This is a genomic window from Tuberibacillus calidus DSM 17572 (genome assembly GCF_000430685.1).
In the GTDB taxonomy this organism is placed as follows: Bacteria; Bacillota; Bacilli; order Bacillales; family Sporolactobacillaceae; genus Tuberibacillus; species Tuberibacillus calidus.
On record NZ_AUMM01000020.1, the window covers coordinates 13,609 to 37,852 of the forward strand.

A 24,244-nucleotide genomic window follows, 5' to 3' on the forward strand; every position below is an offset into this window, starting at 1 on the left:
CTTACAAGACTATCGTACCATGTCGTGGATGGCAGGGGAGGGGAACCATCTTCACTCTTTTGCGATGACCTTCACTTTTTTGTGATGAGGCTTTTTCGGTACTCACTCGGTGAGATCCCGACGACTTTTTTAAATACCCGGCTAAAGTAATTAGGGTCTCGGTATCCGACGTCAAAGCATATTTCTTTCAAACTATTTTCCGGATTTCTGATCAGCTCTTTGGCTTTTTCAATGCGCAGTTGTGTCAAGTAGTCAATGTAATTCATATGGAATGTTTCTTTAAAAAGCTTGCTGAAGTAAAAGGGAGAAAGGCCGACATGTTCGGCGGTTTCTTCCAGCGAGAGATTTTTCATAAAATAATGTTCATCAATATGCTGTTTCGCCCGCACCATCGTCTCTTTGACATCGAACGGCAGTGGATCATCGAAATGCGCGGCAATAAAAGCGATTTGCTTTAAGGCAAGTCTTCGCCATTGATCGATGGACTGCGCTGAGCGGTACGCCTCGTCATTTTTCATTTCTATCCCCATATCGGCGGCCACATGTTTTATAAGGACGAGCAGCTCTTCTGTCGCTCTTTTGATTTTGTTTTCTTGACCCAGCTGCTGTTGAGCTTGGTGGTAAAAGTCTTCAAAGCATTGAATCAGCTGTCCGCTGTGACCGAGGCGCATGGCGTCAATGATTTGTTGGCTGCATTGGAAAATAAAGTCTATTTCCCGATCGGTAAAAAATTCATCACTGTAGCAGTTAATGAGAGCATCAGGCTTTGTATTTTCAAGGGCAATCAATGCTTGGCGATAGGAGAGGGCGATTTTATTCATATGCCATTGTTGTGTTCCTACGCCGATCCTTAAAGGCACATCTGGATGCCTCGCTCGAAAATGACTCAGTATGCTTGTGGCGACTGCTTTAGGCGGAGCCGACGGGTTCATGACTAAAGACGGCATATTGAATCGAGACATCGGACTGATTAAAATCTGTTCATCAGCATTTTTTAAAACAGCTTCGAGCGCTGCGTAACTGGACTTATTGGTCGACTCCGGAAGCGAAAACACCATGACAAAAGCAGAACGCATGGTGAGGTCGAATACTTCTCCCCATTCTTTGAGGTTTTCTTCACTCAGATGATTCATTAATAGGGAAACAACCCATTCGGATTGAGCAAAATCAAGCGCTTTCTGCAATTTTGTTCGCAATTGATGTTGTTCTTCTTTAACTCGCCGCTCGGTTTCAATCTCTTTTAAAACGCGATGGATGGCGTCAACGATTTCCCTTTTTGGTGAGGGCTTAAGCAAGTATTCTTTGACGCCTTGTTGCATGACTTGGCGGGCATATTCAAATGTGTCAAAGGCGGAAATCATAATGAATTTCGTGTCTGGAAGCCGTTTTTTTATTATCCGCACCGCTTCCACGCCATCGATGCCAGGCATTTTGATATCCATGAGAATCAGGTCGGGATGCTCGCGTTCGGCAAGTTCAATCGCGCGCCGGCCGTTTTCAGCTTCCCCGATAATTTGGGCGTTCTCAACGGATTGACGGATAATCATTCTTAACGCTTGTCGTTCAACGGCTTCGTCATCCACGATTAAGAGCTTATACATGTTGAACCTCCTTTGCGAAGTTCGCCGGAAGCAGCAATTTGACAATCGAACCCTCACCCGGGCGGGATTGGATGTCAATCACGTTTTTCCTTTCATAGAAAAGTTGTAAGCGTTTGATGACATTTTCCATACCAAGCCCGGTCGAATGGCCTTTGTGACCTGAAAAAAGGGGGACTTCTTCGTGTTGTTTTTGCAACAGTTTCCGTACCGTCTCTTGATCCATTCCCACGCCACTGTCTTCAACTTCCACGATGACGAGCTCCTCTTTGCGATACACCCGAAGCGTGAGGCTCGCTTTCTCTTCAATGGATTCGATGCCGTGGATGAAGGCATTTTCCACAATGGGTTGCAGCGTTAAAACGGGAACCGGAAGATGTAAGCAATCTGGATCGATTTCACTTGTAAAATTGACGCGGTCCCCGAAACGCGTTCGTTGAATGAAAAAGTATTCTTTAACCACATTGACCTCGTCTTCCAACGTGACAGGTTTATCTAAATTGCCGAGATTATAGCGCAAAAGCGTGCCAATCGAGATAATTAAATCGCTTGTTTTTTCGGCGCCTTCGATATAGGCCATCTTGGAAACGACATTGAGTGTATTAAAAAGGAAATGCGGGTTGATTTGATTTTGCAGGCTTTTTAATTCCATTTCTTTTAAAAGCTGGTCCAGCTCGGACTTCTTTTTCATTTCTTTGACCAGTTCGCGAATGCTTTGGCGCATATGGTTAAACGTCTGGGTTAATAAACGCAGTTCATCATTGGTTGTGACCGGAACATCTTTGCCGTTAAAGTTTCCTTGTGAAATTTCTTTGGCGGCAAGGGACAGATGCGTGATCGGCCGTGTCATGCCTTTTGAAAACCAAAGAGCAAAAAGCAGTCCGAATAATAAGGACGCGATAAAAATGGAAAGGCTCATGGACCGAAAATATTGATGTTTTTCTTCCATCTCATGATAGAAAGTTTGATAGTTTGTTAGTTCTTTCTGGATGAGTTTTAGAGTCGTTTCCTGAATATAACCGGAAATCTTTTCAGCCTCGATTAAATGAGAGGAATACACATCCAAATCTTGCTCTTGATAGGCTCTCATGACGATAGAACATGCTTCTCGAAAACTTTCAATGAGATGTTCGTAATTTTGCACGGTTAGGTCGGCCTGATTGATTTTTTCTTTGAGAAGGGGCATTTCCGCATTTAAATCACGAAGCGCCTTTTCATAGCGCTCCAGGTCTTTTTTATCCCGTTCAATCAGATAGGCATTTAAGCCTTTATATGCTTCATCGGTGCTCTGTGAGACTTCGTTTAGCAAGAAAAAGCGTTGCAAAATCACATTATATTGATTAACGGCTTTTTGACTGCTTTGGTAAAGAAAAAAGGAAATACCGTTCAGAAGTAAGATGAGAATGCCTGAATAAATAATGATTTTCATTCGAATCGAGATCATGGCTGGGGTGCATCCCCTTTATGTAAAAGGTCTTGAAGATGAATCACGCGCGTTTCGGTGTTGGTGATTTCGGGCACTTTTTTCTTTTCGACAATATCGCGCATGAGCGCAACAGACTTGTATCCCATTTCATACGGCTGTTGGGTGACGGTCGCATCGATTTTTCTTGTACGAATGAGATTGAGCGTTTCCGGAAGCGTGTCAAATCCAATGATATAAAGGGAGCTGGTTAAATGCCGTTTCTCGGCAACTTGGGAAATCCCAATGGCATCTAAAGCGCTTGTACCGTAGAAGGCTGTGACATCCGGGTGTTCATCAAGGATCTTGCTCGCTTTTTCCGCGGCACCGATCCGGGTAATTTTGGATTCCTCGATCGCCACGATCTTGATTCCTGGCACGTTTTTGACCGTATCGCGAAACCCTTGAACGCGGAGGCGCTGGTGGCTAGCGTCAAAGCGTCCTGTAATAATCCCTACGATGGCTTTTCCTTTCGTATCATGAATAAGGGCTTTGCCTGCAAGGACGCCCGCGTAATAGTTATCGGTGCCGACATAGGCGATTCTTTCACTTGTCGGAGAATCGGTATCAACTGTGACAACGGGGATCCCTTTTTGCATTGCTTTGTTAATGATCGGGTCGAAAGCTTTTTCATTTAAACCTTGAGTGATGATGCCGTCGGCTTTGGAGGCAATGGCCATGTCAATGGTTTTGATATGCTGTTCGGTATCCGCTTTTTCCGGCCCTGTATACTCGACGGTTACCCCGAAATCTTTTTCCGCCGCTCGGGCGCCTTTTTCGACAAGCCGCCAATAATCATTGTCCATTTCTTCAGGGACGAGGACGAAATGATAGGTTCGCTTCGCTTTTGCCTCCGTCTTCATCACCGTATCACCAAATTGTAGCGCTTTCATTCCGAAGTAAACGGAAAAAAAGACCGACGCAATGAAACCCAGACATAATACAGTTGTTAATAAACGTCGCAAAAACCCCATTGCTGTTTCCTGCCTTTTTTAGCAATTTATATAAAAGAGGCCTTTTACTGATCAATGAAGTGAAGTAAAGCAGCGGCAGGCCATTCACCTGACATCTTAGTTGATCCTTATGACGACGGGGGCCACTCAATCCACATCCTATGACGGAAGGCCGAGAAGCGGCTACTTGGAGCCTTGCTTTCGGGAATCTGTCATACTTATTTTAATTTTAAGTGGTTCGAAATGCCTCGTCAAAGCTCAATCGGTTCTTACTCTTTTATCTATTAAAAAACATATACGCAAGATTTGGTAGGTCGATGGGCGTTCACCCTAGGGCTATGGCAAAAAGGTTTTACTATAAAATAATATCCGGGCATATGCTCAGTTTTCCTTATATCGGTAAGTATGTCTATCCTTTTTAGGCTAGCATATGGGTAACGAAAAAGCTGACTCAATAGTCCGGGGTCCGACCCCTTATGAGTCAGCTTCAAGTTTTCTTTATTATTATCCTAAGCGTCGGCCATTTTCTTTTTACTATGCGACTAATTCTTTTTGAGCGGCTTTTTTCTTAGTAAAGGCGCTGACAACAAAGGTAACTATTAGGTTGAGAATCATGGCAACGATGCCGACGTTTAAGTCCTTCACGGCTTGCGGCATAAACGGCAGAAGGGTGGCGACGGTTTGATTGGTCACCGTGGTGTAGGCGACGACCAATTCACCGACAACAATTCCCGCGAAGGCACCGACCTTCGTAATCGGATTGCGTTTCAGGAAGCTAAAGACAATAGCCGGGAAAAACTGCGTGACCATGCTGTAGCCCATCAAAAGCAAGGCAACAATCGTCTGTCCGCCTTTAAATGTAAAATATAAGGAGATTAAAGCGACAATTGGTACCAAGTATTTAGCCAAGTTGGAGACTTGAGCATCGCTTGCCGACGGTTTGAACACCTTATAGAGGTTTTTGGAAATCATCGTTGAAGATGTCATTAAAAGCATTGAACCTGGAACGAGCGCGCATAACAAGCCGGCTGCTCCGATGACACCGACAAACCAATGCGGAAAACTTTGCACGGAAAGTTCCAGAAGCGCATTATCCACCTCTGCGCCTTCAAGGGCTGGTTTCACTGTAAGAATCGCAGCAAAGCCGACAAAAAAGACGAATAATAAAATCAATTGATAGAGCGGAAACACAACCGCATTGCGTCGGAAGACTTTTTCGTTTTTCGCCGTTAAAATGGCGCCAAATGTATGGGGCCATGTGTAAAAACCAAGGGCCGTAAGTAAAACCGTTGAAATGAACCAGTACACACTCATGCCTTGATCCGGTAATGCTAAAAATCCAGGCTTCACTTGGTCGATGGCGTGGAACATGTCGGAGAAACCTCCGAAATAATGGATCGGAAAATAGATGCCAAGAAAAATAACAACTAATAACACTAGCGTATCTTTTATCACTGAAGTCCATGCTGCGCCATGCACACCTGAGATGGTCGTGTATACCGCGACAGCGATGACGCCGATCCAAATCGCGGCTCCGGATGATATCGACCCATAGGAAGCAATGTTGACGATGCTGCCGAGCCCTTTTAACTGGAGGACGAGATACGGGACCATCGCCACGATGCCAATGATGGAAACCAAGACACCGAGTGCGGGGCTGTTATATTTTTTTGTGAAAAAGTCCGACTGTGACAAAAGCTGATGTTTTTTAGCATACCGCCAGACCGCGGGGAGCAGCCAGTAGGAAAGGGCGTATGCGAGTGACCCGTACCATAAAATATATAACGCCGGTCCGCCTTTACCGTAAGCCCAACCGCTACCACCAAGAAAAGTGAACGTCGTGTAAATTTCTCCGGCGCTAAGGATGAAGACAAACAACGTCCCGAAGCTCCTCCCGCCAATCGTCCACTGTTCAAGGTTCATTTGTTTGCCTTGCCGGGCGCGTATGCCAAAATAAAGCGAGATGAGGAGAAACGCCAGAATGACGATCAAAGCGCTATTCACTCAGCATTACCCTCCTTGTTTGCGGGATCGGTTTTAAAAACAATAAACATAATCACAGAGGTCAGTACGACCCATAAGACCGTCCAAAACATGATAAAAGGCATGCCGAGAACATAAGGCTCTGTTCGATTGGCAAAGAACATGCCGATGATTAAAGCAAGAAAGGGTAATGCAGCGAGCACGAAACGCATGTTGATAACCTCCCGGCGGGTCGGGTACCGTTTGTTCGGCAAGCGGTGCCCAGTCCGTTTTTAATGATTGAACGCGAGATGAGCACATGGCTTTCAAGGTTTCGTGTGTAAAAAACCTTCTTAAATGGCCTCTATACCAGCTTTAATGCGCAAGCGACAAAGGCTTTAACCCCAATCGGAAGGGCGGCTTCATCTACAGTAAATTTCGGGTGGTGGTGCGGGTGGATGATGCCTTTCTCGGTGTTTCCAGCCCCGATTAAAAAGAAGCAGCCAGGCGCTTTTTGTTGGTATGCAGAAAAATCTTCGCCGCCCATGGTTGGCTGGCCGTCTTGAATAAAATCTTCGCCGAATGCTTCGGTCAGAACTTCACGCAAGTTAGCGGTCACTGCCTCGTCATTGATGACCGGGCGGTACCCATATTCATATTTAAATTTATAGGTGGCACCATGGGCGTCCGTGATGCCTTTAACGATCCGTTCTATAAGAGTAGGTACTTCTTCTCTTAACTCAGGTTTGAATGTCCGCACGGTTCCATTCAAATAGACGGAACCAGGAGTGACGTTATGGGTTGTCCCGGCGATGAATTGGGTAACGGAGACGACGAGTGGGACTAATGGATTAACATTTCTTGAGACAATATGCTGGAGGTTCGTGACAACTTGTGCGGCAATTGCGATGCTGTCCGTTGTCAAATGAGGTTGGGCTGCGTGGCCGCCTTTACCTATGATAGTGATATGGAAGGCGTCTGGAGCAGCCATCATCGGTCCAGAGATAAGAGCAATTTTACCGAATTCAAGCGGTGCCCATAGATGGGCGCCGATGACTTGGTCAACGCCGTCCATGACTCCCGCTTGTACCATTTCTTCGGCACCGCCAGGATAAAGTTCCTCGGCATGTTGGAACAGAAAGCGGATTTCCCCGGGGATGTCTTCTTTTATGCGAGAAAGGATTTTGGCCGCACCGAGCAACATGGCGGTATGACCGTCATGGCCGCAGGCGTGCATGACGCCTTCATTTTGTGAGACGAATTCGAAATCGTTTTCTTCTTTAATAGGAAGCGCGTCCATGTCCGCCCGGATGGCCAACACCCGCCCCGGTCGACCGCCTTTAAGCCTCGCAACGACACTTGTTTTCGTCGGACGCGATAATTCCAGACCACCGAACGACGTTAAGGTGTCGTAAACAAATTGCGAGGTTTTTTCTTCATGAAAAGACAATTCCGGATGGCGATGTAAATACCTTCGCCAGTTCACAACATCCTCTTCGACACTTTCGACCCATTCATCAATTTTACGGATGTCCAATGATCCTACAGACATAAAAACGCTCCTTTCTAAAATGTATTTTTCATCGTTGGGGGGCTATTGCCGTCCCTAGGGCGTTGTGACCATTGCGGACGATAAAACCATTTCATATCGGGTTAATCGGAATAAAAGAGTAGATGCCCCAAAAGAATCTTAAAATTTAAACATGGGGATATTATAACATTTACCCCAAAAATGAAAATAGTCCGAAAGATATAGTTTCATTAAAGATTCTGATGGATCAGGCTATATTTGAAGAATAACCCACACTTTTTCCGCCCCCTTTGCGTAAACGATATTCTTTTTCTGATTGTGACTCATTTCAGGAAGGCGACGATAAGGAAATGATACGCTTTTTCCGATTGCGTATCAAAACGCCGGGTTGGAAGGGTCAAAATAATACGCTTTTGGCGAAAAGGGCCAAAAGCGTCACCTAAAAAGATTTCATTCAATCAACAATCAGCCTTGCATGACTCCAGTAAAAATCATTATTCTGTCGTAGGCAACTGGGTCTGCCCAACAGTCACCTTCCAAAAAAAGCATTCATCTCCCAGCCCATAGTCATCATCCAAAAAAAGGCATTCATGCCTATCCTACAGTCACCATCCAAAAAAAGGGCATTCATCGCTCATCTCATAATCACAATATAAAAATGGGCAGTCATCGGTTTCCCGTAGTTCCTATTTAAAAAAGGGCAGACGGCACTTGCCTTAGTATTTCTTGGGTAAAATGTGCTCAGACAAGGTTGTCGGATCGTCTCATCATCGCAATCCAAAAACGGGCCCTAACGCCCGCCCAAAGTGCCTAACCAACAATGCCACTGGACAAGGGTTTCGGGTAGTGGTTACCGTTCTTGTTCGCGATTAACGAAATCGAAAATCGCTTTATTTTCGAAGGTAGAGATGAGTTTTTCTAGCCAGCGATAATACGCGTCTGTATAACGAAGTTTTTCAATGTCGAGTTGGATTTGAGCTCTTTGTTCGTCTGTCAACCCATTTTCGTTACTTAAGAGGTCTTCAAGTTCTTTCATGGATTGATGAATCGCTTTGGTATTGATTTGGATCACTTTCGCCCATTGATTGGTGAAGAAATCAAAAAAGATTTGGTACCAGTCTTTTTTGGCTGCGTACAGATCTTTGCGGACTCCTTTTACCCAAACTTTTTCGACCATATTTAAATCCATCAACGTGCGTACAGAAGTGCTCATACTGGTTTTGCTCATCTGCAAGGCTTCTTTCATTTCATCAAGCGTCATCGGCTCATCATTAAAAAAGAGAGTACCGTACAGACGACCGATTGAAGGGGTCACCCCATAAAGATGCATATTCTGGGAGATGGTTTCAATAACCCTCTCGCGGGCACGTTCAATGATGGCTTGGTTGTTTTCCACGATGTTATAAGACAATGCCAACACCTATCCTGTTAAAAGATTCTTCGTTACTTCCATCATAGCGCAAATTTTAAAGAATAACACCCATAACTTTGGGCGGAATCGGGAGCATTTGAGAGTATTTTTACATATTCATAGAATATGTTTGTACAGTATAAACTGTACGTAAAATATAGTCGGATATAACAGGATATACAGTTTGTTTTATTTATCCATGTTATGTAAGCTTAATAAGGTCAGATCTTTTGGGGTCAGGGCAAGCGGTTTTCAAGAGAATTGAGGTGAAGATATGGAAAAAATGAAAGTGCGCGGGGTCACCAAGATTTTTGGGAAAAATCCTAAGCGGGCCATTGAGTTGCTTGAACGCGGCCGAAGTAAAGCAGAAATCCTATCGCAAACGGGCATGACGGTTGGCGTCAATCAAGCCTCTTTTGATGTCCAAGCCGGCGAAATTTTTGTCATCATGGGCCTTTCAGGAAGCGGAAAATCCACGCTTGTACGCATGTTAAATCGGCTGATTGAACCGACCGCTGGTGAAATCTGGATTGATGGCGAAAATGTCACGACAATGGATAAGAACCAACTTCGCAACTTGCGCCGAAAAAAAATCAGCATGGTTTTTCAAAACTTTGCTTTACTCCCGCATAAAACAATTTTACAAAATGCGGAATTCGGCTTGGAAATCCAAGGTGTCTCCAAAAGTAAAAGGAAAGAAAAAGCAGCAGAAGCCCTACAATTGGTAGGTCTTGGTGACTATCTGGATAAATATCCAAATGAACTTTCCGGTGGGATGCAGCAACGCGTTGGCTTAGCGAGAGGCTTGGCCAATAACCCTGACATTTTGCTGATGGACGAAGCTTTTAGTGCGTTGGATCCTTTAATTCGGAAAGACATGCAAGATGAACTACTAGAATTACAGCAATCCATGCAGAAAACCATCATATTTATTACCCACGACCTCGATGAAGCGTTGCGGATTGGCGACCGGATTGCTTTAATGAAGGACGGTTCAATCGTACAAATTGGAACGGCCGAAGAGATTTTAATGAATCCGGCCAATGACTATGTTGAACGTTTTGTGGAAGATGTAGATGTTTCCAAAGTGCTAACCGCGTCTCATGTCATGAAGCGGGCAGAAACGATCACGGTCGATAAAGGGTTACGCGTCGCTTTACAACTCATGCGGGACCGCGGTGTATCGATGCTTTATGTGATCGATAAGACTCAAAAACTATTAGGTTATATCACGGCTGATCGGGCCTCGGAAGCTATTAAAGAAAAAAAGTCTCTAAAAGAAACACTCATGACAGATTATATAGGCATCAACCCGGATACCTTGTTAGCCGATTTATTTGAACCGATGGCCAATACCGCTGTTCCTCTTGCGGTTATTGATCAAAATGGCCGTTTAAAAGGGATTGTGATACGGGGGGCGGTCATTGGAGCGCTGGCTGGAATTGAAGAAGCGCTGAATGGAAATGGGGTGAACCCGAAATGATTGATCAACTTCCAAAACTCCCATTAGCCCATTGGGTTCGAGCCTTCGTGGACTTTTTAACGGATCATTTACAAGGTTTTTTTGGTGGACTATCCCATTTTATTTCAATGATTGCTGATAGTGTGAATGCATTTCTTAATTTTTTACCGCCAATTGTGCTCATTCTTATTTTTCTCGTCCTGGCTTGGTATCGCACCGGTTGGCGTTTTGCCCTTTTTACATTGATTGGGCTTGGGTTGATTGCTGACCTAGGTTATTGGGAAGAAACCGTTCAAACATTAACATTAATTCTAATATCGGTCATCATTGCCATCATCATTGGTATCCCCTTTGGTATTTGGATGTCGCAAAATCATTGGGTGCGTTCGATCGTCACCCCGATTCTTGATTTTATGCAAACTATGCCAGCCTTCGTCTATTTAATCCCTTCAGTTATCTTCTTTGACCTTGGTGTTGTTCCTGGGATTATCGCAACCGTCGTGTTTTCGATGCCGCCAGTTGTACGGTTAACGAATTTAGGAATCCGTCAAGTTCCAATGGATCTTGTAGAGGCGTCGAATGCTTTCGGTGCGACGACCTGGCAAAGACTAACTAAGGTTCAGATTCCTTTAGCGGTTCCAACAATTATGGCAGGCGTCAACCAAAGCATTATGTTGTCGCTTTCGATGGTGGTCATTGCCTCTATGGTCGGTGCGCCTGGTCTCGGGGCTGTTGTCTATCAATCTGTCACAACCATTGATGTTGGCGTTGGTTTTGAAGGTGGTCTTTCTCTTGTTATTATCGCTGTTATTCTCGACCGCATTTCACAAGGTCGTGAGCGTAAGAAAAATAAGGCTTGATAGCCCAATAAGTTCGGCTGGCTAAGTTAAGCATGCAGAGGCTTTCCCAATGTCAGCCGAGGCCCTTCCCCCAAGGCTTTAATATTAAAAGAATCATTGAAAAGGAGGAAACTTCAAAAGTGAGAATAACGAATGTGTGGCGAAAAATAGGCTTATTAGGATTTATTGTCGTCTTAGTTCTGTCGGTCGTTTTAGCAGGGTGTGGAAATAATGATTCGGGAAGTAAAGACGGTGATAAAGCATCTGGAACACTTGGGAAAAAAGACATTACCTTGCCTTATGTCTCTTGGGCGGGTGTTGTGGCGAGAACGTATTTGGCTCAGGCTGTTCTTGAAGATGTCGGCTATAATGTGAATGTGAAACAAGTCGAAGCGGGTCCTGCGTTTGCCGGTCTTGCAGGCGGCTCAGCAGATGCCTACTTAGGCGCATGGCTCCCCGTTACACATGAAAGTTACTGGGGAAAATATAAAGACAAACTCGTGAAAATCGGTAAAGTCATTGATGAAGCTCCGCTTGGCTTAACCGTTCCTACTTATATGAAAGATGTTAACTCCATAGAAGATTTAAAAGGAAATACGAAACTCGGTGAAGCGACCAATTGGACCATTACGGGTATTGACCCCGGTGCGGGTGAGATGAAGGCAACTCAAGAGGCGATTAAAAAATACGGATTAGATCAATGGAAACTGCAATCCAGCTCTGAAGCCGGCATGCTTTCTGCTTTAAAGAAAGCTGAAAAAGAAAAAGCGCCGATTGTTGTCACTCTTTGGAAACCGCATTGGGCTTTCGGTCAATGGGATTTAAAAATCTTGAAAGATCCTAAAAAAGTTTACGGAACGGCCGACAAAATCTATATTGTTGCCCGTAAAGGTTTTAAAGAAGACTCCCCGGCTGCTTATAAAGTTTTAAAACAAATGGCCGAAAATTATGATCCGGAAAAAGAAAATCAACTCATGGTTGACATTCAAAAAGGAATGGAACCTGAAGAAGCGGCGAAGAAGTTTATAAAAGACAATCCCGATTTGATTAAAAAATGGGAAGCCGGCGTGAAATAACCCCTTTCATTTAATAAAAAGTGACGTTTCATCGTTTTTTAAAAAAGGTTTCGATGGTTCGCTTAATCATCGGAGCCTTTTTTTAGTATTAGAAAGCTCAAAAGCTTCATTTACTGGAAAAGCCGGGCTGATTCGGAGGTTGTTTTTCCAACATTTGTATCCTAAAGACCATTTTGAAGCTTCAGATGCGGGATATCGTTGCGCAAAAGGAGCTTTAGAAGATTCGACACCAAAAAGCTTGGGCTTATGTCTGGTTTATAGGGGAAACGGATGAGTGGTGATCGAAATGACTATTTGGACACGACATCGGAGGTGCATAGGTCCTCTCGCGTGGTACGCCATTCGCGTTGACATCGCATTGTTTCATAAAAATGATGTCGTTACAGTCGATCTGTACGGGAACACCATGTAACGCTCACGGGCATTGTCTTTGCCATGTACGATATAAGATCGGATTATTCTTCAAAAATAAGTCCTTTAAAAAACCCCGTACCACATAAGCATGATCCGGGGTTATTTTTGCAAAGCGGTTTAGTCCCAAGTTCTGAAAAAAAGACTGACGTGTGTGACCTTGAATTAAAACTCTTTAATTGTTTCTAAAGCAATTTCCATCATGTCGTTGAAAGTCGTTTGTCTTTCTTCAGCGGTCGTCACTTCACCAGTGAGCAGGTGGTCACTGACCGTCAGGACGGTGAGGGCTTTGACGCCGTATTTGGCGGCTAGCGTATAAAGTGCCGCGGTTTCCATTTCGACGGCGAGGACACCATGATCCATCAGTTTTTGAACATAGGTATTGTCATCGCGGTAGAACATATCAGAGCTGAAGATATTGCCGACATGAAGGTTGAGGCCCTTTTCAGTTCCTTTTTCATATGCCTTTTTCAACAACTCAAAATCAGCCACCGGTGCAAAGTCAAACCCGCCAAAAACATGTTGGTTCATGGAAGAATCCGTACAGCAAGCTTGTGCAAGAACACAATCGCGAACATGCACGTCTTTTTGCATGGCTCCGCAAGTGCCGACGCGAATAAGGTTTTTCACACCGTATTCGCGAATCAATTCATTGACGTAAATGCTGATGGACGGAATGCCCATGCCGGTGCCTTGAACGGAGACGCGTTTTCCTTTATAGGTTCCGGTAAAGCCAAGCATCCCGCGCACCCCGTTGTAACAAGTGACATCTTCCAGATAAGTTTCTGCAATATACTTGGCGCGCAACGGATCGCCGGGTAGTAAAATCGATTCAGCGATCTCACCCGGCTTAGCGCCGATATGTATAGACATAACCATCTCTCCTTACTCATTATGTCATCCATCAATAGGTTACACCCTTTTATTTTACCAAATCGATCGGAGCGGGAAAAACTAGGTGGCGGTAAAACAAAGAAAACGTGGCTCTGACAAGTCTCTTAGATGGGGCGGGGCCGTAACTACACATATGCAGGCAAAAAAATTACTATCTGACAAGTATAAAGAATACTCAAGTCTTTCTAGGAGAAGGTAGGGCCTTAGTTGTCCTAAGATTGGCCGGTTGAAATGATTTATTTTTTTACCAGTATGAGACTTGATGCTTCATGAAAAATAAGATTTTACGTGAACTTTAGCGGGCATCTGGATGTGGTAACCTGCACGCCAAAAAGTAAAAGAAAGTTAATGTTGCAATATACTGATAATTAGAGTAAAGTTAAATAAAGGGTAAATTTTCCAATTGGAGTTTTAAGAGGATGAATATGTTAGGAAATATGGATGATGCTCCAAAAAACTTCAGGGGGACGTTATGAAAAGGTTTATTACTGGGTTTATGATATTAGGTTGTTTTTTGATGATCAATACCGGTTGCGCGCTCTTTGATTCGGCCTCCTCGACCAGCAAAGAAAAGCCGACAACGGTTGCTTCTGAAAATGGGAAAAAAGCAGGCGTCGGTTCGCAAAATGAGCAAACAGGCGAGCAAATCGTCCGCACCTATTTGAAAAAGGAGTTCACTGGTCCGAATGAAGAATTAAGCAAAATATTAAGGATAGACGACTTTGCAAAACAAAACTTGGCATTGAAGCATTACATCGATCAAAATTATCGGGACCTTGTTGCGGAAAACCAATATCAAATGTTTATCAATGTCAACCAAATCTTAAGATGGCTACCGCATGCCTTTCGCATAGGATATCAACTTCACCCCAATACCATTGAATTGGAAAAGAACAGTCAACATAATGCTTACACTTTTAAAATTAAGTTGGCTTTGACAAAAGAAGGCAAGACAAACATGACCACTGTCACGGGCTATATCAACCTTAATCGCCAAAACAAGATTGTTGATATTCGCGATGTCAATGATAAAGAATTAGTGCAACTTTTATCGTCGCGTCCACTGAAGTAATAGGGGCGAAAAGGATCGTTTTGTTTTAAAAGCCGTTTAACATTTTTTTAAGTTTGTTATTGATTTTAGCCATTTTTTGGTTCATCAAGTTCAGAGGGTCAGGAGAACTGTTATAATTATCAACTTTAGGAGGCGGGTTATGAGAAAATATATATTATTATGTATACCTATTATCCTTTACGGACCAGGGATTTTCTATTCTTCTATTTCTTTGATTTTGCAAGTTTTGCTGAACACCGTTTTGGTCTCAGCTTGTATGATTTTTCTATTAAAGCGAACAAGACTACATTATGTATTTGATTGGATAATAGGGATCTGTTTTTCGGTATATTTTTGCGTACTGTACCATAATACGATAGAGGTTATTTTTTCTGGGAATGTACATATCACATTAGAAAACATGAAATATATTGTCTATTCTGTTAATTTAGTACCCTTTAAAGGAATAATTGATGTCATTCATAATAACCCTTCTCCGTTATTTGAGATTATTGGCAATGCCGTTATGCTTACCCCATTAGCATTTACTATGCTTTATTTCAAGTGGGCAAAGAGTAATAAACAAGCTATAGTCTATTCTCTACTATGCTCAATCGGAATTGAGTTTGTCCAATTCTTCCAAAGTATTTTCGCCTTAGTGTTTGAAATGGTTAGGGGAAGAAGTTCAGATGTTGATGATGTCATTTTAAATACATTAGGGGCTGTTATTGGCGTTGGCTGTTATATTCTTTGGGCAAAGATTGAAACGTTATTAAGACGTGCAAGAAAAAATAAGAACGCAACCATTTTTTTAAGGTAACGATCGGGCTTTCCTCATTTTTCCAATAATCAACTAATTTAACAGAGGACTTCGGAAAAGAATGGCGTGAGGGTAAATGATTCTAGCGGTTAGCGAATCATTATGGACACAAGCTTGTCACTCTTTTGCAGGATGGTGGAAGATATGGTTATCTTATTAATAACCGAAAAAAAGGCAAGCTTTTTGATAAATTTTGAGTTCGGCAAAAAAGATTAGCAGAAATATTAAGAAACAGCCTAAGTGAGGTGGGATCGCGTGTATTTTGAAACGATTGATATTAACAAACACCGTCAAACGGTCATTACCTTCCGAAAAGACTCTTTTATAGTGAGTTTCGGAGATGTTACCGCATTTGGTGATGAAGGAGACTATTTACGTTGGCTGGAGGAAAAAATCACGGAATTCCCGGATGGTTTTGTCCTCGCAAAAGAAGGTCAAAAATACATCGGCCAGTTGGAATGTTCGATTCGAGAATATGAAGGCCAAGTAATTGGGTATGTCCACCTTTACTATTTAGTCCCCGAAATGCGGGGAAAAGGTAAAGGAAAAGAACTACATGATTATGCGATGGATTTTTTTAAATCGAAAAAAATCCGTGAATATCACTTAAGGGTATCCCCGACTAATACAAGTGCACTTAAATTTTATGACAAAATCGGCTTAACGGCTATCGGCCCGGAATTTGATGGAAAAGTCATCCGAATGCGGGGGGTTGTAAAATGAAAAGACTAAGTACTGTTTTGGAGTGTGCTTAGTCTTTTTTGTTGCAATGACCTCAATAGGCTGAAAGCTGCAAATATGTTAGGGTACTTATCTAATAAACAATGGTAAGTGGAAAATTAAAAAAACGTATAAAGCGCACTTCTTTTACAGAACTGTGGTTATTGAAAGGACATTTGTATCTTTTTAGCATAAAGGAGTGATGGCCTTAGCCTTTCTTTTTACTAAGTAAAAGCATGGGTAAAATAATAATGTTTTTCAGTAAAAGTTTATTGAATGTTAAACGCTTACTTTTTATAATGAAAATAAAAACTACCAGCATAGAATTTGTGGCTTAGCGACTTTTTTGCTTTGAAAGTTATTAAGATTTATTGGAGGATCAAACCGTGCATTTAGAGACGATGAAATCTGTATTCAAAGAGAAATTCCGGAACGAGGATTTTCGTTCTTTCTTCTCCCCCGGGCGGATCAACTTAATCGGCGAGCATACCGATTATAACGGAGGGCATGTCTTTCCGTGCGCGATTACGCTGGGGACGTATGGATTGGCGCGCAAAAGAAAGGATCAAATGGTGCAGTTGTATTCCATGAATTTTCCGTCTGAAGGGATCGTGTCCTTCAGCCTGAACGACCTTGATTATAAGGAAGAAGACGGTTGGGGGAATTATCCCAAAGGAATGATCCGTTATTTAATCGAAGCGGGATGCCCTATAACTACGGGAATGGACGTTTTAGTTTACGGTGATCTGCCCAATGGCGCGGGACTTTCGTCGTCGGCTTCACTAGAAATGCTTTTCGGCGTCATGATCGAGGCGCTTTATGATTTTCACATTGATCGCATTGAACTCGTGAAAATCGGGAAAAGAGTGGAAAACGAATTCATTCACGTAAACAGCGGCATTATGGACCAGTTTGCGGTTGGAATGGGGAAGGAAAGGTGCGCGATCCTACTAGATTGCCAAACGTTAACGTATCACTATGCACCGATTCAGTTGGACAATCACCAAATCATCATTATGAACACGAACAAACGCCGCGAGTTAGCCGATTCCAAATACAATGAACGAAGGCATGAGTGTGAACAAGCGCTCGCGCAATTGCAACGCGTCGTTTCGATCACCTCATTAGGGGAGCTGACCGAAGAAACGTTTGAAAAATATCAATCGGCCATTGAGAATGACATCTTGAAAAAACGGGCGAAGCATGCCGTCTATGAAAACCAACGGACGTTGAAAGCTTATCAGAAACTTCAAGACGGCGACTTGGCAGGATTTGGAGCATTAATGAATGCGTCGCATCGTTCCTTGCGTGATGATTATGAAGTGACGGGGATCGAACTAGATACGCTGGTGGAAGCTGCTTGGCAAGAAGAAGGGGTCGTTGGCGCCAGGATGACCGGTGCCGGTTTTGGAGGATGTGCAATTGCTATTGTTGAAAACCAAGCATTGCCCCGGTTTATTGAAAATGTCGGAGCCATTTATAAAGAAAAAATCGGTTATGACGCATCATTTTATACGGCCAATATCGGAAAAGGGGCCTGTGAACTTTCGGAAGTTGGCCATTCATCGATATAAGTTAACGCGAATATGTCGATGCGGGGCAAAATGGAAATTTAGCAGGGAAACGATAAAGGGCGGGCAAATCCTTTTGCACCCCCTTTTATTCGTCGAAGGGAAAGGAGCGGTGGAAATGGCGATGGAACACCATATCCAGCGGTTAATTCATCAGTCGTTGGCGTTGGGTTTAATAGAAAATGAAGATCAAATATACGTCCGCAACCGGATCATGGCACGCCTCGGTTTGGATGCGTTCACATTGGATACAGAATCGGATCATTTGAATAAAGTTGGTGTCGCCGCAAAAGATCTAGATGCATTCACGATGGATGCGAAACCGGACTTGAATGAAAAAACGGATCCGCTTGAGGCCTTGATCCAAGAAGCATGCGAGCAGGGGATGATTGGAAACGCCGATGATGAAAAGGACATCCTCGCTGGGGAAATCATGGATTGTTTCATCCCTCGGCCTTCCGAGGTCAATCGGGCGTTTTTTGAGCGGTATCGGCATGATCCAAAGGAGGCCACCGACTACTTTTATCAATTAAGCCAAAACAGCCGATATATTAAAATGAAAGAGATTCAGAATAATATCAATTATAAAGTTAGAACGGATTATGGTGCGCTCGATATCACGATCAATCTCTCAAAACCGGAAAAGGATCCTAAAGCGATCAGCAAAGCTAAGGCAACGAAAAGCCCGGGTTATCCGAAATGCCTTCTGTGTGTGGAAAATGAGGGCTTTTTGGGGCGGATCGGTCATCCAGCGCGCTCTCAGCATCGCACCGTGCGCGTTCAGCTGGCCGGTGAATGCTGGCATTTTCAATATTCCCCTTATGTCTATTATAACGAGCACTGCATTCTTCTCTCCGAAACCCATCGTCCGATGAAAATCGACGCCATGACGTTCCGGCGTTTGTTGGATTTTGTCCGGCAGTTTCCCCATTACTTTCTCGGCTCGAACGCGGATTTGCCAATTGTCGGCGGGTCGATTCTCGCCCATGATCACTATCAAGGCGGGAACTATACGTTTGCTATGGCGAAAGCCGAAGCCGACTACCATTTTCGGTTGAAAGCTTTTCCGCATGTTGCGGCTGCTATTGTCCGATGGCCGATGCCTGTGATTCGGCTGCAAGGCGAAGATGCGGAAGCTTTGGCGGCGTGCGCCGATTTTATCCTTGAACAATGGAAAACCTACAATGATCCATCGGTCGATATTCTTGCTTTTACAGATGAGACGCCGCATAACACGATTACGCCGATTGCAAGAATCCGGAAAGGCCGATATGAGCTGGATCTTGTGTTGCGGAATAACCGCACAAACGCCGAGCATCCTTTGGGCATTTTTCATCCTCACGAAGATGTCCATCATATTAAAAAGGAAAATATCGGGCTCATTGAAGTGATGGGGCTTGCGGTTTTGCCGGCACGGTTAAAGGAAGAATTGGAGCACGTCGAAAATTATCTTTTGGATCGGCCTAATGACATCAAGGATTATCATGTCCCGTGGGCGAATCATATGAAAGAGATTTATAGAGATCGCCTTACGGAAACATCAGTCAGAGAAATTGTGCGGCATGAAGTCGGCATGAAATTTTTGCGGGTGTTGGAAGATGCGGCCGTTTTTAAAAGAGATGAAAAAGGAAAAGCCGCTTTGAAACGATTTATACGCGAGCAACTTAAAGGGGAAGTGGAGGCATGACAGTGAGGATCAATCAGGAACGGTTCGGGGAAATCAACGGGCGTGAGGTGACAGCCGTCACCATTAAGAACAGTCATGGGATGACGCTCACTTGTCTGAACTATGGCGGGATTATCACGAAAATCTTGGTGCCGGATGCATCCGGAAAGGTCGAAAATGTCGTCTTGGGGTTTGATACGGTCGAAGAATATGAAAAATATTCGCCGTATTTTGGCGCGGTGGTCGGCCGTGTTGCCGGAAGAATCAAAGGCGGAGCGTTCACTCTTAACGGTAAAACCTATCACGTGACGAAAAATGAAAACGGCAACCATTTACACGGCGGCCATAGGGGTTTCAGCCATGTTTTCTGGGACATGGAAACGGCGGAAGACCATCACTCGGCCAGCGTCGCGTTTTTCTATCAGAGTCCTGATGGGGAAGAAGGGTATCCTGGGAATTTGCAGATGAAAATGGTTTACACATTGGATGATGACAACCGGTTTACCATCCGGTACCATGGGGTGAGTGACGAGACGACGCTTGTCAATGTCACGAACCACACGTATTTTAATTTAAGCGGTAACCTGAAACGTGATGTTTTGGGGCACACTTTAGAAATGAAAAGTCACCGCTTTTTGGAACTGGATCGCTCGCTTCTACCAACTGGACAAATTTTGGCTGTCGAGGACACGCCTTTTGATTTCAGAAGCGGACGGCGGGTGGAAGATGGCGTCAGGTCCACTCATGAACAAAATCTGATTGCCTCAAGAGGCTATGACCATCCATTTTTATTAGATCGCCATTTTGACCGGGAAATTGTCCTGACAGATCCGGAAAGCGGGCGGCAATTGATCGTCGAAACCGATCAGCCTTGTGTCGTTTTATATACAGGGAATCAGCTTGGGGATGATTTTATGATTCGCGGTGTGCAAGCCCGGAAATATTTGGGGCTTTGTCTTGAAACCCAAGGGCTACCCGATGCGGTGCATCATCCGCATTTTCCGTCCGTTGTTTTGGAAAAGGGCGGCACCTATCAAGCGAAGACGATTTATACTTTTTGTGTGAAATAAGGAGAAGTGGCCGTGGCAACGATTAAAGATATCGCTGAAAAAGCCGGTGTGTCCATCGCAACGGTGTCAAGGGTTTTAAATTACGACCCGACCCTTTCGGTGACGGACGAAACGAAAAAGCGAATATTTGAAGCCGCCGAAGCGCTCGATTATAAAAAGAAAACAGCGCGCAAATCCACAGCGCTAAAGGTGGCGATCATCCATTGGTATACCGAAAAGGAAGAACTGGATGATTTGTATTATATGTCGATTCGCCTTGGCGCGGAAAAACAGTGCCAAACCCAGCGATTGCAGGTGGTAAAACTTTTTTATGACAACCATGAAGATATCGACCGCGAAAACGTTCAAGGCATTATTGCAATCGGCAAGTTCAGCCCGAAACAAGCGAAAGCCTTGCATCGCGTGACGAAAAACATCGTATTTGTCGACTGTTCGCCGGATGATGACATCTACGATTCCGTTGTCATTGATTTTGAGAAAGCGACGCGGAAAGTGTTAGATCATTTTTTGAAAAAAGGTCATCGCCGCATTGGATACATCGGCGGGCACGAGCGTTATAAAGACCAAACCGCAACCATCGAAGACTTGCGGGGACGGACATTCCGCTCCTACTTAGAGGAAAAAGGGCTTTTCGATGAAAACGCGGTATACATTGGGACGTTTTCAGTAAATGACGGATACGCCCTCATGAAAAAAGCGATAAAAGACCATGGTGATGCTTTGCCTACGGCCTTCTTTGTCGGCAATGATGCGATGGCGATCGGCTGCTTGCGGGCGCTTCATGAGGAAAAAATCGAAGTCCCTGGGCGTGTCAATATTATTGGCTTCAATGACATCAGCGTTTCCAAATATGTTTTCCCGCCGCTCAGCACCGTTAAAGTTCATACCGAAATGATGGGGGAGGCTGCCGTTGATTTGTTAATGGAGCGACTGTCAAACCGAAAAGTCGCCAAGAAGGTCTTCCTCGCTACAGAACTCAAAATCAGGCAAAGCAGTGATTGACGGTCAAGTGCTGTAAACCGCTGCTTTTGTATCGGCGGTTTGATACGCGCAATTGGGAAAAAATATGATTTCCGATCACGAAAAGCTTTAAAGGGCATACAAAACACAAAAAATTGGGTAAATCTGGATAATAACTTTAGGCCATTTAGCTAAAAGCCTAATATTTTGGCCTTTTCAACTCGGCTTTTGATAGGCAATTGAGGAAACTAATTTCTTCTGGTGCGAATGAACATAGACAAAATGCAAAAAATTGGGCAAAACTGGAAATGGGTAAAACCGAGAAATTCGCCGGTAACGTTTATTGAGTATCTGTTGAAAGTGCTTCATAATTTGTCAGAATTGTTCCTATATGGCGGTAAACTTAAAAAAACTGACGGTAAACAACTGAAATTGGGCGGTAAACAACTGAAATTTGTCAGTAAACTGCCGAAACCCGACGTAAAACACCGAAATCCGACGGTAAAAGCGTGAATACTAACGCTTTGCAAGGGGGATGGCATCCCCCGTTTTTATTTTGGATAAAAAAGATCAACTAAAACAATAAATACTATGTTAGATTGTTATAGAAAAATAATGACGTGAGGAGCGTATGTGATGAAACGTGGGTCCACGTTGATTTTAAAAACCGCTGTGGTTTTGATTGGTGCTGTCATACTTACTTTGTGCATTTTTTTAGTACCCGGCATCGCTGACTATGCTGCGAAGTTGTACCCGGATTTTTGGGTGATTCGCTACTTTGTCTTTATCCTTATGTACGGGGCGGCGATACCTTTTTACATCGGGTTATTTCAGGCGTTTAAGCTGTTGCGTTTTATTGATAAAGATCAAGCCTTTTCGGATTTATCGGTGAGGGCTTTACGAGTGATCAAAAACTGTGCCTTTATCATTTCCGGTTTGTATTTCGTGGGCTTACCGCTTTTTTATCTGGTAGCGGAAAGAGATGATGCGCCCGGAGCGATTCTCTTTGGCTTGACGATTATTTTTGCCTCAATAGTGATTGCCGTTTTTGCGGCCGTCCTTGAACGACTTTTGCAAGAAGCCCTCGAAATTAAAAATGAAAATGACTTAACGATCTGAGGTGACGAAGATGGCGATTATCATCAATATTGATGTGATGTTGGCAAAACGGAAGATGAGCGTCACCGAGCTGTCGGAGAAGGTCGGGATTACCATGGCGAATCTATCCATTTTAAAAAATGGAAAGGCCAAAGCTATTCGGTTATCTACTTTAGATGCGATATGTCGAGCCTTAGATTGTCAACCTGGGGATATTCTAGAATACCGCCGTGATGAAGATGTTGAACATTGACGTGCGATACGTGCTTAGACAATTGCTGTCATTCGCTTGGGAACAAGCGCTATCCTGCCTGTTTCCTGTTGTGATTTTCACCTCCTTGGCCTTAACGCGTTTGGTGCCGCTTCCCTTTTTTCCGCGTTATGATTGGCTGCTCATCATCTGTCTACTGATGCAGTGGTGGATGGTCCATGTAGGTCTTGAAACAAAAGATGAGTTAAAAGTCATTACGGTATTTCACCTAATCGGCCTTGCCCTCGAGATTTTCAAAGTGCATATGGGCTCTTGGTCGTACCCCGAAGATGGTTATACCAAGGTGTTTGGCGTCCCGCTCTACAGCGGCTTTATGTATGCCAGTGTCGCGAGTTATCTCTGTCAAGCGTGGCGCCGTTTGAAGGTGGAACTCATCGATTGGCCTTCCATGGTATCGGTCGTTCCATTAGCTGCGGCTATTTATTTAAATTTTTTCACTCATCATTTTTGGCCGGACTTCCGTTGGTGGTTATCAGGGCTAGTCATCCTCGTCTTTCGAAAATCTTGGGTGTCCTACCAAGTTAATGACATCCAGTATCGCATGCCGATTGCGCTGTCATTTTTTCTCATCGGTTTTTTTATATGGGTTGCCGAAAACATTGCCACATTTTTTGGCGCCTGGCAATATCCCAACCAGTCCAATGGCTGGACGCTCGTCCATCCCGGAAAAGTCAGCTCCTGGCTTTTATTAGTGATCGTCAGCTTTCTCATCGTTGCGACTTTAAAACTATATAAAGAAAATCGGGATACGAAAAGGGTGCGAACAGTGAAAAACTGTTTTTATATTGACCCGATAAAGGTCCTTCTGTTCTGGGGTCGCAACCGAGGGGTTTAGCCCCTCTATTTTTATTGGTTGCCTTTTAGTGATAAACAGTGCAGGGAATGGATCTCCTGTTGCCAAATAGGTGGCTAATGTCATGGGCAATTCGTGAATGGTTGCAAATTTGCGATATTAAATGAATAATTTATGCTAAAATAATATTTAAGATTTTGAAGATTAGGTCCCCTGGATTACGGGTGACGTTTTTTGAAGAAAAATGAGGGGTGTAATTTGGTAAAAGCTAATGTCCTCAGTATTTTATCTCTGATTTTAGCTGCAGCTGGTTTTGGTTTCAGTATCGAATTTCAAGGGATGGCTTACTTAGGAAACAGCGGAGAAAAAACGATGCAGTGGTATTGGTTGGGCGCCATCTTATCTTATGTCCTTTGCTTCATTTCAATCGGGACGCTGTATTTAAAGGTTAATAAAAGTAGACTCGATGATCTACTAAAGATCATTAGCTCGGTTTTCATTATTGTTTCATTTATATGGACGACGTTTATCATCTTCGCATGGAATTCCGGGTTTTAATAAAAATAAATGAGCGATTTTTTCGCTAACGGGAGGCTTATGTAAAAAATAGAATACGAATGCACTC

Annotated in this window: 23 protein-coding genes; 15 read left to right on the top strand and 8 right to left on the bottom strand. The window is 43.7% G+C overall.

What is annotated here, in order from left to right; genetic code table 11:
• Nucleotides 1-71: 71 nt before the first annotated feature.
• The 7 genes from H532_RS0106270 to H532_RS0106310 all read right to left on the bottom strand — a co-directional run bounded on the left by H532_RS0106270 (nt 72) and on the right by H532_RS0106310 (nt 8,923).
• Nucleotides 72-1,601, bottom strand: coding sequence for a response regulator transcription factor (locus tag H532_RS0106270; RefSeq protein WP_027724781.1), 1,530 nt, complete (start codon nt 1,599-1,601; stop codon nt 72-74).
• Nucleotides 1,594-3,042 (bottom strand): sensor histidine kinase, encoded by a 1,449-nt coding sequence (locus H532_RS0106275; protein ID WP_051263182.1) that lies wholly within the window; start codon nt 3,040-3,042, stop codon nt 1,594-1,596. The genes H532_RS0106270 and H532_RS0106275 overlap by 8 nt, the downstream gene beginning before the upstream one ends.
• Nucleotides 3,039-4,034, bottom strand: a complete 996-nt coding sequence (locus H532_RS0106280) for a sugar-binding protein (RefSeq protein ID WP_027724783.1) — start codon at nt 4,032-4,034, stop codon at nt 3,039-3,041. The genes H532_RS0106275 and H532_RS0106280 overlap by 4 nt, the downstream gene beginning before the upstream one ends.
• A 513-nt stretch (nt 4,035-4,547) precedes the next feature.
• Nucleotides 4,548-6,017 carry a sodium:solute symporter family protein gene (locus tag H532_RS0106285; protein ID WP_027724784.1) on the bottom strand — a complete coding sequence of 490 codons (1,470 nt, stop codon included), beginning with the start codon at nt 6,015-6,017 and terminating at the stop codon, nt 4,548-4,550.
• Entirely contained in the window at nt 6,014-6,208 is a 195-nt protein-coding gene (locus tag H532_RS0106290) for a DUF3311 domain-containing protein (RefSeq protein WP_027724785.1), read from the bottom strand. The genes H532_RS0106285 and H532_RS0106290 overlap by 4 nt, the downstream gene beginning before the upstream one ends.
• 131 nt (nt 6,209-6,339) lie before the next feature.
• Complete coding sequence (locus H532_RS0106295; protein WP_027724786.1) at nt 6,340-7,527, bottom strand: M20 family metallopeptidase; 1,188 nt, start codon at nt 7,525-7,527, stop codon at nt 6,340-6,342.
• Nucleotides 7,528-8,356: 829 nt separating this feature from the next.
• Complete coding sequence (locus H532_RS0106310) at nt 8,357-8,923, bottom strand: GbsR/MarR family transcriptional regulator (RefSeq protein WP_245566423.1); 567 nt, start codon at nt 8,921-8,923, stop codon at nt 8,357-8,359.
• A gap of 268 nt (nt 8,924-9,191) precedes the next feature.
• Between H532_RS0106310 and H532_RS0106315 the strand changes: the two genes are divergently transcribed.
• The 3 genes from H532_RS0106315 (at nt 9,192) to H532_RS0106325 (ending at nt 12,294) form a co-directional block, all read left to right on the top strand.
• Nucleotides 9,192-10,400, top strand: coding sequence for a quaternary amine ABC transporter ATP-binding protein (locus H532_RS0106315; RefSeq protein ID WP_027724788.1), 1,209 nt, complete (start codon nt 9,192-9,194; stop codon nt 10,398-10,400).
• Nucleotides 10,397-11,239, top strand: coding sequence for an ABC transporter permease (locus tag H532_RS0106320; RefSeq protein ID WP_281169029.1), 843 nt, complete (start codon nt 10,397-10,399; stop codon nt 11,237-11,239). Before H532_RS0106315 ends, H532_RS0106320 begins: the two co-directional genes overlap by 4 nt.
• A 119-nt stretch (nt 11,240-11,358) precedes the next feature.
• On the top strand, nt 11,359-12,294 hold the full coding sequence (locus tag H532_RS0106325) for a glycine betaine ABC transporter substrate-binding protein (RefSeq protein WP_245566424.1): 936 nt from the start codon (nt 11,359-11,361) through the stop codon (nt 12,292-12,294).
• A 576-nt stretch (nt 12,295-12,870) separates the two neighbouring features.
• On the opposite strand, the gene deoD is transcribed toward H532_RS0106325, so the two are convergent.
• A complete protein-coding gene (gene deoD / locus H532_RS0106330; protein WP_027724791.1) occupies nt 12,871-13,578 on the bottom strand; it encodes a purine-nucleoside phosphorylase in 708 nt (235 codons plus the stop codon).
• 493 nt (nt 13,579-14,071) lie between these two features.
• Between deoD and H532_RS0106335 the strand changes: the two genes are divergently transcribed.
• The 12 genes from H532_RS0106335 (at nt 14,072) to H532_RS18070 (ending at nt 24,177) form a co-directional block, all read left to right on the top strand.
• The gene (locus H532_RS0106335; protein WP_027724792.1) at nt 14,072-14,671 is read left to right on the top strand and encodes a hypothetical protein; all 600 of its coding nucleotides are present in this window, start codon (nt 14,072-14,074) and stop codon (nt 14,669-14,671) included.
• Between the two features lie 139 nt (nt 14,672-14,810).
• Nucleotides 14,811-15,470: a VanZ family protein gene (locus H532_RS0106340; RefSeq protein WP_027724793.1), complete on the top strand. Its 660-nt coding sequence runs from the start codon at nt 14,811-14,813 to the stop codon at nt 15,468-15,470.
• 255 nt (nt 15,471-15,725) lie between these two features.
• On the top strand, nt 15,726-16,193 hold the full coding sequence (locus tag H532_RS0106350; protein ID WP_027724794.1) for a GNAT family N-acetyltransferase: 468 nt from the start codon (nt 15,726-15,728) through the stop codon (nt 16,191-16,193).
• 398 nt (nt 16,194-16,591) lie between these two features.
• Nucleotides 16,592-17,764: a galactokinase gene (locus H532_RS0106355; RefSeq protein ID WP_038111710.1), complete on the top strand. Its 1,173-nt coding sequence runs from the start codon at nt 16,592-16,594 to the stop codon at nt 17,762-17,764.
• A gap of 115 nt (nt 17,765-17,879) precedes the next feature.
• Nucleotides 17,880-19,448, top strand: a complete 1,569-nt coding sequence (gene galT, locus H532_RS0106360; RefSeq protein ID WP_027724796.1) for a UDP-glucose--hexose-1-phosphate uridylyltransferase — start codon at nt 17,880-17,882, stop codon at nt 19,446-19,448.
• 2 nt (nt 19,449-19,450) lie between these two features.
• Nucleotides 19,451-20,497 carry an aldose epimerase family protein gene (locus tag H532_RS0106365; RefSeq protein ID WP_027724797.1) on the top strand — a complete coding sequence of 349 codons (1,047 nt, stop codon included), beginning with the start codon at nt 19,451-19,453 and terminating at the stop codon, nt 20,495-20,497.
• 12 nt (nt 20,498-20,509) lie between these two features.
• Entirely contained in the window at nt 20,510-21,499 is a 990-nt protein-coding gene (locus H532_RS0106370) for a LacI family DNA-binding transcriptional regulator (protein ID WP_027724798.1), read from the top strand.
• A 225-nt stretch (nt 21,500-21,724) separates the two neighbouring features.
• Complete coding sequence (locus H532_RS0106375; protein ID WP_038111697.1) at nt 21,725-21,970, top strand: hypothetical protein; 246 nt, start codon at nt 21,725-21,727, stop codon at nt 21,968-21,970.
• 123 nt (nt 21,971-22,093) lie between these two features.
• Entirely contained in the window at nt 22,094-22,576 is a 483-nt protein-coding gene (locus H532_RS0106380) for a DUF2975 domain-containing protein (RefSeq protein ID WP_027724800.1), read from the top strand.
• A 10-nt stretch (nt 22,577-22,586) separates the two neighbouring features.
• Complete coding sequence (locus tag H532_RS0106385) at nt 22,587-22,808, top strand: helix-turn-helix domain-containing protein (RefSeq protein WP_027724801.1); 222 nt, start codon at nt 22,587-22,589, stop codon at nt 22,806-22,808.
• Nucleotides 22,795-23,661: a DUF817 domain-containing protein gene (locus H532_RS18065; RefSeq protein ID WP_155994997.1), complete on the top strand. Its 867-nt coding sequence runs from the start codon at nt 22,795-22,797 to the stop codon at nt 23,659-23,661. Before H532_RS0106385 ends, H532_RS18065 begins: the two co-directional genes overlap by 14 nt.
• A 216-nt stretch (nt 23,662-23,877) precedes the next feature.
• A complete protein-coding gene (locus tag H532_RS18070) occupies nt 23,878-24,177 on the top strand; it encodes a hypothetical protein (protein WP_051263184.1) in 300 nt (99 codons plus the stop codon).
• Nucleotides 24,178-24,244: the final 67 nt, after the last annotated feature.